Source organism: Modestobacter sp. URMC 112 (assembly GCF_053502575.1).
In genome coordinates this window covers 199,991-214,422 of the sequence record NZ_CP199957.1, presented here as the reverse complement: position 1 = coordinate 214,422, position 14,432 = coordinate 199,991, and the positions used below count along the sequence as shown (strand labels likewise).

At 74.9% G+C, this 14,432-nt stretch carries 13 protein-coding genes; 6 read left to right on the top strand and 7 right to left on the bottom strand.

Annotated elements, in window-relative coordinates:
* Positions 1 to 33: 33 nt before the first annotated feature.
* Entirely contained in the window at positions 34 to 1,542 is a 1,509-nt protein-coding gene (locus ACWIX6_RS00985; RefSeq protein ID WP_448614976.1) for a DUF222 domain-containing protein, read from the bottom strand.
* A 242-nt stretch (positions 1,543 to 1,784) separates the two neighbouring features.
* Here ACWIX6_RS00985 and thiM point away from each other — a divergent pair, with 242 nt between their 5' ends.
* From thiM to thiD, 3 genes are read left to right on the top strand one after another with little or no spacing between them, the layout of a single operon-like run.
* Positions 1,785 to 2,579 (top strand): hydroxyethylthiazole kinase, encoded by a 795-nt coding sequence (gene thiM / locus ACWIX6_RS00980; RefSeq protein WP_448614975.1) that lies wholly within the window; start codon positions 1,785 to 1,787, stop codon positions 2,577 to 2,579.
* Complete coding sequence (thiE, locus tag ACWIX6_RS00975) at positions 2,576 to 3,250, top strand: thiamine phosphate synthase (protein ID WP_448614974.1); 675 nt, start codon at positions 2,576 to 2,578, stop codon at positions 3,248 to 3,250. Before thiM ends, thiE begins: the two co-directional genes overlap by 4 nt.
* Entirely contained in the window at positions 3,247 to 4,077 is an 831-nt protein-coding gene (gene thiD / locus ACWIX6_RS00970; RefSeq protein WP_448614973.1) for a bifunctional hydroxymethylpyrimidine kinase/phosphomethylpyrimidine kinase, read from the top strand. Before thiE ends, thiD begins: the two co-directional genes overlap by 4 nt.
* 6 nt (positions 4,078 to 4,083) lie before the next feature.
* Here the strand turns inward: thiD and ACWIX6_RS00965 are convergent, their stop codons facing one another.
* On the bottom strand, positions 4,084 to 5,034 hold the full coding sequence (locus tag ACWIX6_RS00965) for a tetratricopeptide repeat protein (protein WP_448614972.1): 951 nt from the start codon (positions 5,032 to 5,034) through the stop codon (positions 4,084 to 4,086).
* Positions 5,035 to 5,100: 66 nt separating this feature from the next.
* On the bottom strand, positions 5,101 to 6,465 hold the full coding sequence (locus tag ACWIX6_RS00960; protein ID WP_448614971.1) for a DNA polymerase IV: 1,365 nt from the start codon (positions 6,463 to 6,465) through the stop codon (positions 5,101 to 5,103).
* 18 nt (positions 6,466 to 6,483) lie between these two features.
* Here ACWIX6_RS00960 and ACWIX6_RS00955 point away from each other — a divergent pair, with 18 nt between their 5' ends.
* Genes ACWIX6_RS00955 through ACWIX6_RS00945 form a run of 3 tightly spaced genes read left to right on the top strand, consistent with a single transcriptional unit; the run spans position 6,484 to position 8,100 of the window.
* Positions 6,484 to 7,092, top strand: coding sequence for a class I SAM-dependent methyltransferase (locus ACWIX6_RS00955; protein ID WP_448614970.1), 609 nt, complete (start codon positions 6,484 to 6,486; stop codon positions 7,090 to 7,092).
* A gap of 8 nt (positions 7,093 to 7,100) precedes the next feature.
* Positions 7,101 to 7,559 (top strand): cupin domain-containing protein, encoded by a 459-nt coding sequence (locus ACWIX6_RS00950; RefSeq protein WP_448614969.1) that lies wholly within the window; start codon positions 7,101 to 7,103, stop codon positions 7,557 to 7,559.
* A 10-nt stretch (positions 7,560 to 7,569) separates the two neighbouring features.
* The gene (locus ACWIX6_RS00945; protein ID WP_448614968.1) at positions 7,570 to 8,100 is read left to right on the top strand and encodes a DUF488 domain-containing protein; all 531 of its coding nucleotides are present in this window, start codon (positions 7,570 to 7,572) and stop codon (positions 8,098 to 8,100) included.
* 3 nt (positions 8,101 to 8,103) lie between these two features.
* On the opposite strand, the gene ACWIX6_RS00940 is transcribed toward ACWIX6_RS00945, so the two are convergent.
* The 4 genes from ACWIX6_RS00940 to ACWIX6_RS00925 form a co-directional block, all read right to left on the bottom strand.
* Positions 8,104 to 8,979 (bottom strand): HNH endonuclease family protein, encoded by an 876-nt coding sequence (locus ACWIX6_RS00940; protein WP_448614967.1) that lies wholly within the window; start codon positions 8,977 to 8,979, stop codon positions 8,104 to 8,106.
* Between the two features lie 105 nt (positions 8,980 to 9,084).
* Positions 9,085 to 9,498: a DUF7715 family protein gene (locus tag ACWIX6_RS00935; RefSeq protein WP_448614966.1), complete on the bottom strand. Its 414-nt coding sequence runs from the start codon at positions 9,496 to 9,498 to the stop codon at positions 9,085 to 9,087.
* A 102-nt stretch (positions 9,499 to 9,600) separates the two neighbouring features.
* Complete coding sequence (locus ACWIX6_RS00930) at positions 9,601 to 10,230, bottom strand: hypothetical protein (RefSeq protein WP_448614965.1); 630 nt, start codon at positions 10,228 to 10,230, stop codon at positions 9,601 to 9,603.
* Between the two features lie 135 nt (positions 10,231 to 10,365).
* Positions 10,366 to 14,259, bottom strand: a complete 3,894-nt coding sequence (locus ACWIX6_RS00925) for a replicative DNA helicase (RefSeq protein ID WP_448614964.1) — start codon at positions 14,257 to 14,259, stop codon at positions 10,366 to 10,368.
* Positions 14,260 to 14,432 lie beyond the last annotated feature (173 nt).

Genomic DNA, 14,432 nt, shown 5'->3' with positions numbered 1-14,432 from the left:
TGCCTCGGCGTTCCCGCGGGAACACGACCCCGGTCAGGCCGCCGAGCGGCGCAGATGGTCGCGGTGGGCGAGCAACGCCCAGACGACGTGGTGCAGGTCCATCCGCTCGCCGGTGGGACCCGTGGCATGGGGCAGGCCCTGCCCCGTGCCATCGGGCAACAGCGGAGCGAGGACGTCGGCGGGGCGAGCGGCCGGTGCGGACGTCGGGGGAGCGGGCCGGCAGCCGGCGGACCGGTCGATGGGGTGCACCCCTGCCATGACCTGCTCGTCCGGTCGCGCACCCAGCCGGCCGCCCGCGGCCAGGTCGGCACCGACGCCCCCGGTGAACGCGGCATCGGCCGGCCCCCAGACCCGTCGCCCCTCGGCGTCGTGCACCACCAACTCGCCGTCGGCGCGGGACATCACCAGGTCGTGCTCGTGCACCAGTCCGTGGTCGACGTCGCAGAGCAGCACCAGGTTCGACACGTCGGTCCGGCCGCCGTGCAGCCAGTGCCGCAGGTGGTGGGCGTGCAGCCGCTCCACTCGGGTCTCCTCGCACCCGGGTCGGGCACAGCCGCCGTCCCGGGCCAGCAGCGCGCGCCGCTGACCGGGGGTGGCCAACCGGCGACGGCGGCCCAGCGCGAGCGGCTCGCCGTTGCGGTGCACCAGGCCGACGACCGACGCCTCGCACAACATCCGGCGCACCCGGGACGGGTGCAACGCCGGCCCACCCTCCAGGTGGGCCCGGCCGGCCGCCGCGTCGTCGGCGAGCACCTCGGCGTCGACGTGCACGACGACCTCGCGGCGGGGCGGGTCACCGGGGCGGCGGTCGGCGTCGGCCACCACGGCGGCCAGCCGCTTGAGCGCCGCGATCCGGCGAGCGGTGCGCTGGCCGCGCGGGATGCCGGTCGACCCGTCGCGCGCGGAGGACTCGGCACCCGCCCGCTTGTCCGCCGCCCGGTCCCGGCGGGCGTCCCGCTCGGCCGCCGACTCGATCGAGGCCAGGAACTGGGCGCCGGACTCGGCGTCCATGCGGACCCGGAGCGTCAGCATGCCGTCGTCGTCCCAGGACCAGGCGAACTCCCGCCGCTCGGCGACCCGGCCCTCGTCGACGTCGTCCGACCGGCGCCAGGCACGCACCACCCGTTCCAGCTGGGACGCCGTGGTGTGCACGGCGAGCTCCACCAGCTCCACTTCCGTCCCCGGGTCGGCGACCCGGGTGACGGCGCGGACCTTCGAGAAGGACAACCGGCCCGCGGCGAAGGCAGCCGCCGTCACCGGGAGCGCGGTCAGCGCCCGGGCGACCCGGACGTGCTCGCGGGCCGCGCCCGGGCTCAGTGCGCACTGCCAGGCCAGCCAGTGCGCGCAGGACTGGATGCCGACCCCACCCCAGCCCTCGCGCTCGTCGAACTCCGCGACCAGCCCGAGCCAGGCGGCCGTCGCCGAGGCCAGCCGCACCGCGCCGGCGGTGATCTCCCGGGCTAGCTCGTCCAGGGGACGCTGCCCACGCTGGTGGACCTGCCGGTGACCGTCGAGGGTCCGCACCACTGCGCTGTCTGCCATGGGCCGACGCTAGAGCGGGGGTACGACGAAAACGGCAGGTCAGCCGCGGGGACGACGGTCCGACGTTCCCGCGGGAACGTGGGAGCGCCGGGGTCAGACGCCTTGGGCCCCCAATGATCGAGGCGTCGGGGCGCGGGCGGCCGCCGGCTCACCCGGAGGGAGGGCGGCGCCGGTGCTAGCGTCGCGGCCTGACTCGGGGTGTCCCGTCCGGGACCGAGAGCGGGTGAAGGGATGTCACCGGCGTGGACGCCACCTCACTCCGCGCGGCCCGCAGCGCCCTGCGCGACGCCGCACCCCTGGTGCACTGCCTCACGAACACCGTCGTCCAGACCATCACCGCCAACGCACTACTGGCCGCCGGGGCAGCGCCGGCCATGGTGGACGCCCCCGAGGAGGCCGGTGAGTTCGCCGCCGTCGCCTCCGCGGTACTGGTCAACGTGGGCACCGTGCACGCCCGGACGGCCGAGGCGATGCGGATCGCCGCCAAGGCGGCGGGAGAGGCCGGCACCCCCTGGGTGCTGGACCCGGTCGCCGTCGGCGGGCTGGGCTTCCGCACCGACCTGGCCGCCGAGCTGGTCGCGCTGCGCCCGACCGTGGTGCGCGGCAACGCCTCGGAGGTGCTCGCGCTGGCCGGCGCGGGGTCCGGTGGGCGTGGCGTGGACAGCACGGCGACGGCTGACGACGCCCTGACGGCCGCCGAGGAGCTCGCCCGGCGCACCGGCGGGGTGGTCGCGGTCAGCGGGGAGGTCGACGTCGTCACCGACGGCACCCGGACGGTGCGGATCGGCGGCGGCTCGGTCCTGCTGACCCGGACCACCGGCGCCGGCTGCGCGCTCGGCGCCCTGGTCGCCGCCTACGTCGCCGCCACCGGCGACCCGCTGACCGGCACGGTCGTCGCCCACGCCCACGTCGCGGTGGCCGCCGAGGCGGCCGCCGACCGCGCAGCCGGGCCGGGCACCTTCGCCGCCGCCTGGCTGGACGCCCTCGACGCGGTGGACGGCGACGCGCTGGCCCGCGCCGCCGTGTCCACCTCATGAGGACCGGCTTCGACCCGCGGCTCTACCTGGTCACCGACACGGCGCTGTGCGCGCCCCGCTCGGTGCCCGAGGTGGTGGCCGCCGCGGTCACCGGCGGGGTGACCGCCGTCCAGGTGCGGGACAAGACGGCGGGCCGGCGCGACCTGCTGGCGCTGACCCGGGCCGTGCAGCACGTGCTGGCCGACCGGCCCGACGTCCGGGTGGTGGTCGACGACGCGGTGGACGTCGCCCTGCTGACCGGCGCCGACGTGCACGTGGGCCAGGACGACCTGCCCGCCGCCGAGACGCGGGCGCTGCTCGGCCCGGGCCCGATGGTCGGGGTCTCGGTGGGCTCGGCCGCCGACCTGGACGCGGTGCTCGCGCTGCCCGCCGGCACGGTCGACCTGGTCGGGCTGAGCCCGGTGTGGGCCACCCCGACCAAGCCCGACGCCGGCCCCGGGCTGGGCCTGACCGGGGTCCGCGCACTGGCCGCCACGGCCCGGCGGGGTGGGCTGCTGGCCGTGGCGATCGGCGGCATCTCCGCCGCCAACGCGGCGACGGTGGCGGCGACCGGCGTGGACGGCGTCTGCGTGGTCTCCGACATCTGCGCCGCGGCCGACCCGGCCGCCGCCGCCCGGGCCCTGCGGACGGCGCTGGCCTCCGCGCCCGCGACCGCCGGGGTGGCCCGGTGACCGCCGCGGTGGCGCTGACCGTGGCCGGCAGCGACCCCAGCGGCGGCGCCGGCATCCAGGCGGACCTGAAGACCTTCAGCGCACTCGGCGCCTACGGCACCGCCGTGCTGACCGCGCTCACCGCGCAGAACACCCGCGGGGTGACCGGGGTGCACGCCGTCCCGGCGTCGTTCGTCGGCGACCAGCTGCGCACGCTGTTCGACGACGTGACCGTGCACGCCACCAAGCTCGGCATGCTGGGGTCGGCGGACGTGGTGCACGAGGTGGCCGCGGTGCTGGCCGGCCGGCCCGGCGGCCCGGTGGTGTGCGACCCGGTGATGGTGGCGACCAGCGGCGACCGGCTGATCAGCGAGGACGCCGTGGACGCCGTCCGCACCGTGCTGCTGCCGGTCACCGACCTGATCACACCGAACGTCCCCGAGGCCGCCGCCCTGCTGGACGTCGCACCGGTCACCCGCGCCGAGGACCTGGCCGGACAGGCGACCGCGCTGCTGGCGCTGGGGCCGGCGGCGGTGCTGCTCAAGGGCGGCCACCTGGGCGGGGACGAGAGCGTGGACGTGCTGGCCACGGCGTCCGGGGTGCTGGAGACCCGGCGGCCGCGGGTGCGGACGACGTCCACCCACGGCACCGGCTGCACGCTGTCCTCGGCGATCACCGCGCTGGCCGCCCGGGTGCTGCAGGCCGACCCGGGCGCCGCGGTGGACTGGGCGCCGCTGGTCGAGGGCGCCCGGGACCACCTGCAGGCGGCGCTGCGCGACGGGGCCGCGCTCGGGGTCGGGTCCGGCCACGGTCCGGTGCACCACTTCACCGGCTGGTGGGCACCCTGACCCTGGTCAGTCGCCGTGCGGCAGTTCGCGGAGCAGCCGTACCGCCAGCTCGTCGCCGCCCTCGGCGGCGATGGTGAAGTGCACGATCGCGTCGGCCTCGTCGCCCCGGTCGCGCAGCAGCAGGCCCAGGTTGGTGTGCGAGAAGACGTCACCGCCCTCGATGCCGGCCCGGTAGGCCGCCTCGGCGGCGACCTCGTCGTGCAGCTCGTCGAGGTAGAGGTTGCCCAGCGGCAGCCAGCTGTCCAGCTCCCCGCGCAGCGCGCCCGCCTCGAGCACCGAGCGGGCCTCCTCGATGCGGCCGTCGGAGCGCAGCAGGTCGGCGAGGTCCGCCCGGGCCGCCGGGAAGTGGTCGGCCCCGGCGCGCAGGTCGATCTCCAGCCCCGGGCTCCGCGTCGCGTGCCACTTCCAGGAGGCCAGGACGGCGGCGGAGTGGGCGTCCCCGGCGTCCGCGCCGCGCTGCGCCCACGCCCAGGCCTCGCCCTCGCGGCCGGACTCGCGCAGCAGGTGGGCGCCCTCGATGCCGCCCTGGGTGCCCAGCTCGGCGGCCCGGCCGAAGGCGATCATCGCCGCCGGGCGCGCCCCCTGCCCGAGCAGCGCGCTGCCCAGCGGGCCCCAGCCCTCCTGGTCCCCGGCGTCCAGGGCGCGCAGCGCGGCCTGCTCGGCCTCCGCCCACCGTTCCAGCTCCAGCAGCACCAGCGCCAGGTTGAACCAGGCGTCGTCCTCACCGCTCGCGGCCGCCTCGCGGAGGGCCCCGACTGCCTCCTCCAGCCGCCCCAGCTCGGTCAGGCTGTTGCCCAGGGCCAGCCAGGCCTGGCGGCAGCCCAGGGAGGCGGCCCGGCGGAACGCGGCCGCGGCCCGCCCGTGGTCGCCGCACTGCGCCAGGTCGTACCCGAGGTCGTAGAGGTCGTCGACGTCGTCCATGTCCTCGATGTCGTCAGGGGAGTCGGGGCCGGCCACCGCGGCAGTCTGCATCCCGGGAGGCCGCTCGGAGACCGGTTCGGCGCGCGGTCACACCCCACCGGGTCAGGTCCAGTCGGGCGGGTCGGCCGGTTGCAGGGCGGGGTCGTCCGCGGGCAGCGTGCGGACCGGGCCGGGAGGGGTCCGCGGTCCCTCGAACCGCACGGTGACCCGGTTCAGCCCGCTGCCCCACACCCACCCTGCCCCGAGGTCCGGATGGGCCACGTCCTGCCCCGGGTACCAGGCGACGACGGCCGGGCCCGGCCGCGGGTCGTCGGGCACCGGGACGGGCGGCGCCCCGGCCACCGGGAGCCCGTCGGCGGCCCCCTCGACCGCTCCCTCGACGACCCCGTCGTCCGGGCCGGCGAACAGGTCCCCCTGCACGTACGCCGACAGCCCCGAGACGCCGACCCCGAGCAGCCGCAGACCGCCGGACCGGTCGACGGCGGCGAGCAGCCGGTGGGCGACCTCAGCGATCTGCCGGGGGTCGTCGACGGGCTGGGCGAGGGTCTGCGAGCGGGTCAGGGTGGTGAAGTCGTACCGGCGCACCTTGAGGGTGACGGTGCGCCCGGAGGTCCCGGCGCGCTGCAGCCGGCTGCCGACCCGCCGGGCGAGGGCGTCGACCTCCGCGGCCAGCCGAACGGGGTCGGTCAGGTCGCGGGCGAAGGTCTCCTCGGCGCTGACCGACTTGGCCTCCCGGTCGGTCACCACCGGCCGGTCGTCGTCCGCCCGGGCCAGCCGGTAGAGCCCGGTGCCGTGCGCCTGCCCGACCAGGGTGGTGAGGTCGATGAGCGAGAGCCGGTGCAGGTCGCCGATGGTCGCCACCTTGATCTGGGCCAGCCGCTCGGCCGTCGCCGGGCCGACCCCGCCGAGACTGCGGACCGGCAGCGGGTGCAGCACCGCCAGCTCCGACCCGGCCGGGACGACGGTCAGCCCGTCCGGCTTGTCCAGCTCCGAGCCGATCTTCGCGACCTGCTTGGAGGTGCCGATGCCCACCGAGCCGGTGACCCCGCCGGTGGCCGCCGCGATGGTCTCCTTCAGCCGGGTCGCCAGCGCGGTGACACCGGCGACGCTCAGGTCGTGGTCGCCGGCGGCCAGGTCCACGTAGGCCTCGTCGACGGACACCTGCTCGACCAGGGGGGACAGCTCCCGCAGCGCCGCCATGACCACCTCGGCGGTGCGCTGGTAGGCCGGGAAGCGGGGGCCGAGGAACGCGGTGCCCGGTGGGCAGATCCGCCGCGCCTCGACGGTCGGCATGGCGCTGCGCGCCCCGAAGGCCCGGGCCTCGTAGGAGGCGGTGGAGACGACGCCGCGGCCGCCGGTGCCGCCGACGACGACCGGCCGGCCGCGCAGCGAGGGCTTGTCGCGCTGCTCGACGGCGGCGAAGAAGGCGTCGAGGTCCAGGTGCAGGATGCTCGGCTCCCGGCGCACGTGGTCGATGATGCCCGGATGGTCGAGCAGAGCGCGTGGACGCAGATCACCCAGCAGGACCCCGGGCACTCCGCCGCCTACGTCCAGCGGTTCCGCACGATGGCGGCGCGCGGCGTGGACCTGGCGGGGGAGGCGCGGCTGGTGGACGCGATGCTGCCCCGGCGGGCGCGGGTGCTGGACGCCGGGTGCGGTCCGGGCCGGGTGGGGGCCGTCCTGGCCGACGCCGGGCACCAGGTGGTCGGCGTGGACGGCGACCCGGTGCTCATAGCCGCGGCCGAGGCCGACCACCCCGGACCGCGGTGGCTCGTCGGCGACCTGGCCGAGCTCGACCTGCCCGCGCGGGGCGTCGCCGAGCCCTTCGACGGGATCGTCTGCGCGGGGAACGTGATGACGTTCCTGGCGCCCAGCACCCGCGGCGAGGTGCTGCGCCGGCTGCTCGCCCACCTGCGGCCCGACGGCCGGATGGCCGTCGGGTTCGGCGCCGGTCGGGGGTACCCGTTCGAGGACTTCCTGGCCGACGCGCAGGCTGCCGGGCTGGCGCCGGACCTGCTGCTGTCGACCTGGGACCTGCGGCCGTTCGGCCCGGACGCGGACTTCCTGGTGGCGGTGCTGCGGCCGGCGCGGTAGGACGGCTCATGACCCACCTCCCCGATCCCGCGACCTTCTCCCGCCGGGCGGAGCAGCGCTCGGCCGGCCGCGCCCGGTTCGTCGCCACCGGCAGCCAGACACGCGGCGACTTCGGCCTGTACGAGTACACCCTGCCGCCGGGTGCCGGCGGCGCGATGCCGCACCTGCACCGGACGTTCAGCGAGTCCTTCCACGTGCTGGAGGGGGAGCTGGCGGTGCTCACCGGCGACGAGTGGACGACGGCGCGCGCCGGCGACCTGGTCTACGTGCCCCGGTCCGGCGTGCACGGCTTCCGGTCGGCCGGGCCGGACGTCGGCGCCCGGTTCCTCATCCTGTTCACGCCCGGCATCCCGCGGGAGCGGTACTTCGAGGGCCTGGTCGAGCTGCACGCCGGTGGCCGGACGCCGTCGGACGAGGAGGTCGACGCCTTCGCGCTGCAGCACGACCAGCTGAACCTGCGCGGCTGAGCGCGTCCCCGTGCCGCTGCTGACCGTGGGCCACGGCCCGGACGACCGGGCCCGGCTGGGCGGTCGGCTGCGCGCCGCCGGGGTCACCGAGCTGGTCGACGTCCGGCGGTTCCCGGGCAGCCGGAGCAACCCCGACGTCCGCCGTGAGGCCCTCGCCGAGTGGCTCCCCGGCTCGGGGGTCGCCTACCGCTGGGAGCCGCGGCTGGGCGGTCGCCGCCGGCTCCCGCCCGGCGAGCCGGTGGTGGACGGCTGGTGGACCGTCGCCCAGTTCGCGGCCTACGCCGCGCACACCCGGACGGCGGAGTTCGCCGAGGCGCTGGACGCCGTGCTGGACGCCGCGTCCGGCCGGACGGTCGCGGTCATGTGCAGCGAGAGCGTGTGGTGGCGCTGTCACCGGCGGCTGGTCGCCGACGTCGTCGTCCTCGGCCGCGGGCTGCCGGTCGACCACCTGATGCCCGACGGCCGGCTGGCCGCCCACCGGCCCTCGGACGGCGCGGTGCTCGGCGCCGACGGTGCGGTGTGCTGGCCGGCGCAGCCGTAGCGGCTACTCGCAGGCCACGCCGTCGCCGTCGCCGTCCATGCCGTCGGACCAGCCGGGGTCACCGCGGTGCAGCGGCGCGGCACCTGCGGCCCGGGCGTCGGCACAGCTCGCGAAGGGCCGGCCGGGGGCGGGCGTTCCCGCGGGGACGTCCGCGACCGGCTCAGGCACCGGCTCGCCCGGGCAGGTGTCGAGGACCCGGGCGATGGCGTCGTGCTCGGCCTGGGTGACCCACAGGGCGTAGGCGGCCTTCACCGCGACCTGACGGGCCACGTAGGCGCAGCGGTACCCGCGGGCGGGCAGCCAGGTCGCGGCGTCGGCGTCCCCCTTCTGCCGGTTGGCGGACGAGTCCACGGCGAGCAGGTTGAGCGGGTCGTTGGCGAAGGCGGTGCGGCGGGCCTCGTCCCAGCCGAAGGCGCCGGTCTGCCAGCCGTTGCCGAGCGCGACCACGTGGTCGACGTCCACGCTGCTGGCGTCGCCCTTGACGAAGTCGATGGTGGTCGCGGTGTACGGGTCGGCGAGGGAGCCGGTGAGCACCACGCAGTCCCGGGTGCCGGGCTCGAAGGTCTCGCCGGTGAGGTCGCGGGCGAGGACGTCGTTGCGGGTGTCGCAGCCGTTGCGGTCGACGTCGGCCCAGCGCGGGCCGAACCGGTCGCGGTCGTACCCGGTCTGCGGGGCGCGGCCCTTGACCGGGAGCTCCGCGAGCACCTCGAGCGCCGGGCGGCCTGCGGACGGTGCGCTCACCTGGGCCTGCTGCGCGGCCTCGGTGACCGCCTCCGCGGGCGGCGCGGCGGTGGGGGCCACCGGGTCGCAGGCCGTGGTGCCGAGGAGTACGAGCGCGGCCAGCGTGGCGGCGCCCAGCGGTCGAGCGCGCTGTTTCACGTGGAGCCCCCGGTGGACGTCGGTCTGTCCCGACGCTAGGAGACGCCGCTCCACCTGCGGGTCATCGACACGCAGCGCCTCGCCGCAGGCTCGGGCCGGCGACGCTCACGTCGGCGTCGCAGCCGTCCGAGCCGAGAAGTCGTCCAGCCGACGTTCCACCACCGTGCCGAACGGAAACCACTGGGCGAGGCCGATGACATCGAGAGTCGCCTCGTAGACCACTTCGGCAAAGGCGTCCTCACCGAGCACCTCCGGTCCCGACCCGCCGGTGGCGTAGTAGCTCGCGACGGCGAGCTCCACATCGTCCGGCGTCAGGTCGAGCTCACGGACCACCGCGGTGGTGGTCGCGCGGTGCGAACTCATCCCCGCGAATGCTCGGCCGCAGCCACAGCCACCGTCCGGATCCTGGCGGTCCCGAGCGCACACGAACTCGATGAGGACGAGCTCGCCCACAACGGCATGACAGAAGTCGCCGGGCCGCTCGCCCTGGGTCTGTCGCGTCGCTGTCAGCAGCTTCACGGAGGCACCTTGACACCGGGGTGTGACAGGACCGGAACGCGACTGCGGGCCGGACGAGGTGTCGTCCGGCCCGCAGTCGGGGTGGTGCAGAGAGCGTGCAGGTCAGCCGTTGCCGCCCCGGCCCTTGCCCGACTGCCCGCGGTGGTCGTTGCCCGACTCGCCGTCCTCGTCCTCCGGCGCCTCGAACTCCGGGGTGTCGGTGGCCTTAGGGGCCTCGGTGGCCTCGTCGTCGTCCCCGCCGCCCTTGCCGGAGTTGCCGCGCGCGACGTCCGACACGGCCTTGCCGTGCTCACGGCCGGACTCGAAGCTCTCGTGCGCCTTGGAGGACACGGCGCCGCCGTGGTTGTCCGGGTGCGCGGTCTCGGTCGGCTCGTCGGCGTCCTCGATGGCCTCCGGGGTCTCGGAGGGCTTCGGGGTCTCGCTGAGCTCGGGGGTCTTGGAGGGCTTCGGGGTCTCGCTGAGCTCGGGGGTCTTGGAGGGCTTCGGGCTCTCGCTGAGCTCCGGGGTCTCGGAGGGCTTCGGCTCGGTCGTCGGCGTGGGCTTCGCCGTGTCCGAGGCCTCGGAGGACACCGAGACCGCGCTGCTGTCGGACGTCGGGGTGGTCTCCAGGGTCTGCGCGGTCGCTGCGGCGCCGCCGCCGACGACCACGAGGGCAGCCGCGCCGGCGGCCACCTTGGCGGTGAGGCCGGCCGTGGTGGCCTTGGTCAGCAGTCCGGTGAGCAGTGCGTGCACGAGGGAACTCCCAGGTCGGTGGATGACTCGTTCCCCATGTCATCGGCAGCCGACCGCCCGGACTGGAGCCGACTCACCCGGTCGTGCTGCCGTACCACCCCACCGTGGCGCCGCCCGTCACGCAGCGCTGCTGCGTCAGTTGGCCATGTCCACGAAGCGGCTGTAGTGGCCCTGGAAGGCGACCGTGACGTTCGCGGTCGGGCCGTTGCGGTGCTTGACCAGCATGATGTCCGCCTCACCGGCCCGCGGCGATTCCTTCTCGTACATGTCCTCGCGGTGGATCATCATGACCATGTCGGCGTCCTGCTCGATCGAGTTGTGGACTGCGATCCCCTCCGCGATGAAGTTGTGTCCGCCGAGCACGGTCGCGTCGTAGACCTCCTCCGTCCCGTCCGGCTCGATGGACACGATCTCGTCCCACAGCAGGTCGTTGACGGCCTGCATCTCCAGATCCGCGTCCTGGAGGACGGTGGCCACCCGCCCGAGCCGTTCCCGGCTCGGGGCGTGCTTCCACAGCCCGCTGCCGCAGAAGGCGGTGCCCATGGCAGCGGCGAACGCGCGATTGGTCATCCCCTTGTCCTCCAGGACGGTGCGCACTCGCTCCCAGACCTCCACCGGCACCGTGTCGACGTTGGTGTTCGCACTGGTTGCCCGGACGATGCCGAGGAGTCGCTCGGCAGCCTCCCCGCGCGCTCCGTGCACCCCGATCTCGCCCAGGAACCGGCGCTGGTCGTCGCAGCCACTGATGTCGAGGGTCCAGCCGTCGCGGTAGCCGGCCTTCTTCACCCGACGGACCCGGCAGGAGATGCCGAACCGGAGCAGCAGCCGGGAGACGTCGTCCACCAGGCGACGGCTGGTGGAGGCGTAGTAGACCCGCCCGCCGCGGCCCGCCTTGGTGACGGTCACCGAGCCGTCGGTGGCCCACAGGTGGCGCAGGAACTGAGCGATCTGCCGCTTGGGCAGGTGGAACACCGGCTCGGGCACGAACTTCTCGTGACTGCGCAGCCCGAAGAGGCCCAGTTCGTCGAGCCAGGCAGCGATCGGGTTGCGGCGGCCGTGCGTCAGCGGGAAGGGCGCGCGGAGCCGCAGGGTCGTGCATCGGGCCGCCGGGTAGTCGTCGCGGACGGCGACGACCCCGAAGTGGAGTGCTGCGGTGGTCACCGCCCGCAGGTTCGCCTCGTCGATCGAGGCGTACCGCAGCGGCTGTCGCTTGACGAAACTGCCGTCCCCGATCAGGTGCGCCAGCAGCGTCACCTTCTCGTCCTCCCAGACCGTCATCTCGTCCGGCGCCGGCACGTGCCGCGGAACGCCGATCCGGTCCCCGGGGCGGAACTCGCCGAGCGGGCGGAAGCCGTCGAAGGTGAGGAACGGGTGGTTGCCCGTCGCCCGGACCGTCTTGCCCGACGAGGTGGTCACCCGGAAGACGTCCTTGCGACCGGTGGAGAAGACGTGGGTCAGGTGCCGTCGGACGTAACGGAGGTTGTCGTCCAACGACCAGACCGGCACGTCTGTCGCTCCGGACTCGAACAGCTCGCCCATCGACACCTCGGCGCCCGTGTCGGCGCGCAGGATGCGGGTCTCCGCGGGAAGGCACCCGGACTCACGGAGGTCGGACAGCATCGGCTTCTTGTCCTGACGCTGCTCCGAGCCACGGTTGAGCTGGCTCATCGCGATGACCGGGACCTCGAGCTCCTTGGCCAACAACTTCAGCGCACGCGAGAACTCGGAGACCTCCTGCTGGCGGCTCTCCACCCGCTTGCCGGACGTCATGAGCTGCAGGTAGTCGATGACCACCAGCTTGAGGTCGTTGCGCTGCTTGAGCCGACGGGCCTTGGCCCGGATCTCCATCATCGTCATGTTCGGTGAGTCGTCGATGTAGAGCGGCGCGTCGGCGATCTCGCCCATCCGGCGGGCCAGCTTGGACCAGTCCTCGTCGGACAGCGTTCCGGCGCGCATGTGGTGCAGCGGCACCTTCGCCTCCGCCGACAGCAGACGCATGGTGATCTCGTGCTTGCTCATCTCGAGCGAGAAGATCGCCGCGGGCAGGTGGTTCTTCACCGACGCCGAGCGCGCGATGTCCAGCCCCAGCGTGGAGTTGTGCGTCGGGATGAAGCTACGGCCGGCGAGGAAGAGGTGGTCCGCGGCGTCCACCTGGATGCACCGGACGGGGACGCTGTCGATCGGCCGGACGTCGGTGACGAAACGGACCCCGCGGGCGGTGAACGTGCGGGCGCCGCGCTCCTTGTGCAGCAGCTTCTTCCGATCGAGCCGGAACACCTCGTCGTCCGTCGTGAACGTGAGCGTGAAGCAGGTCGACGAGGCCTCGCTGCGGCCGGGCACACGCTTGCGGCTCATCCGCACCCGGTGACCGAGGCCGGCGATCAGCTCGCGGGTGTCCTCAGCCAGCCGCTGACTGGTGACCGCGAACTGGACGACGCCGTTGGGCGCGACGGTGCCGTCGGTGTCGAGCAGCCCGGCCAGCAGGGCCCGCCGCTGGGCCACCGAGGCACGGAGGTAGGCCGCCGGGATGTGCTTGTCCCCGAGCACGCCCAGGGTCCGGAGCAGCCCCGTCACGGTGCCGTGGTCGGCTCGGCAGGCGGCGCACTGGGCCAGGCCGGCGGACGGTCGTCCGCAGTCGGGGCAGGCAGCCGTGCGGCCGACGCCACCAGAGGCCCGCAGCCTCCCCCCGCACGTCTTGCCGCAGGTCTGCACTTGGGAGGTCTTCGGCACGAACTGCTCGCCGCACATCGGGCAGGGGCGTGCGGCCACGGCCTCGCGGGCGGCGAGCCGCAGTGCGTACCGCCGGTCGGCCGACGTGCGCTCGACCACCAGCCCGTCCGCCTCGATGTAGGCCGCGATCTCCGGGTCGGCGCTGGTGTAGTGGGCGGAGGCGGACGTGCCGTCGCCGAGCCACACGCCCAGCGCGTACGGCGGTAGAGGCAACGACGCCTCGGGGAGGTCCAGCGGCGCGGTGTTGGTCACCGAGTGGTTCAGCCGGGCGTCCTTCGTCGCGCAGCGGACGGTGCGGGCCAGCTCCTCGGTCGTGCGCACCGCTGCGGACGTCCGCTGGTTCCGGTACCCGTTACAGCCGGTGCGCGCGGCCTGCGCGGACCTGCGGCTGGCCCGGTCGTCGGTCAGCCACTGGTGCTGGGCGTCGGCCACGATCACCGACCCGTCGGAGAAGTGCACCGCGTAGCAGCGCCGTCCGGTCATGACCTCGGTCGCGGCGACCACCGTCGTGGGGCGGCCGTCGGCGCCGAGGACCCGGTCACCGACCGCGACCTCGCCCATCGTCGTCCAGCCCGTGGGCGTGGCGACGGGGGTGTCCAGGGCGAGCGCCTTGCCCACACCGGGCCTGGCAGCGATGACGACCATCTGGCCGGCCTGCAGGCCGTTGGTGAGCTCGTCGAGGTCGCGGATGCCGGTGGGCACACCCCGGGCGGTGCCGCCGCGTGAGGCGATCGCGTCCAGCTCGTCCATGGTCGGCTGCAGGATGTCCTCGAGGCGCGAGTAGTCCTCGCTCATCCGCTTCTCGGTGACGTCGTAGATCTCCTGCTGGGCCCGGTCGACGATGTCGTCGACGTCGCCCTTGCCGCCGGCGGCGCCGTAGCCCAGCTGCACCACCCGGGTGCCCGCCTCCACCAGCCGCCGCAGCACGGCCTGCTCGGCGACGATCGCGGCGTAGTAGCCGGCGTTGGCGGCGGTGGGCGTCGAGGCGATCAGCGTGTGCAGGTACACCGCGCCGCCCATCTTGGACAGCTGGTCGGTCCGGTTGAGCTCCGCGGCGACGGTGATCGCGTCAGCCGGCTCACCCCGGCCGTAGAGGTCGAGGATGCAGTCGAAGACGACCTGGTGCGCCGGGCGGTAGAAGTCCGGCCCCGCCAGCACCTCCACCACGTCGGCGATGGCGTCCTTGCTCATCAGCATGCCGCCGAGCACCGACTGCTCGGCAGCGACGTCCTGAGGGGGCTGCCGGTCGTACTCCGGAGCCGTCGCCCTCGGGCGGTTGATGTCGTCGACCACTGCCACGTCTGGATCCCCCATCCCGCCGGCCGCCCAGAGGGCGCCCGACTTCACGTCCGTCGAACACCTGTTCGACTGAGTCCTACCACCGGGGGCCGACAGTCCGCCCGCGGTGGCGGCCGGGGAAGGACGCTAGGCACCACTCGGCCCCCGGTCCACCACCGCTTGTGGGCAGGGTT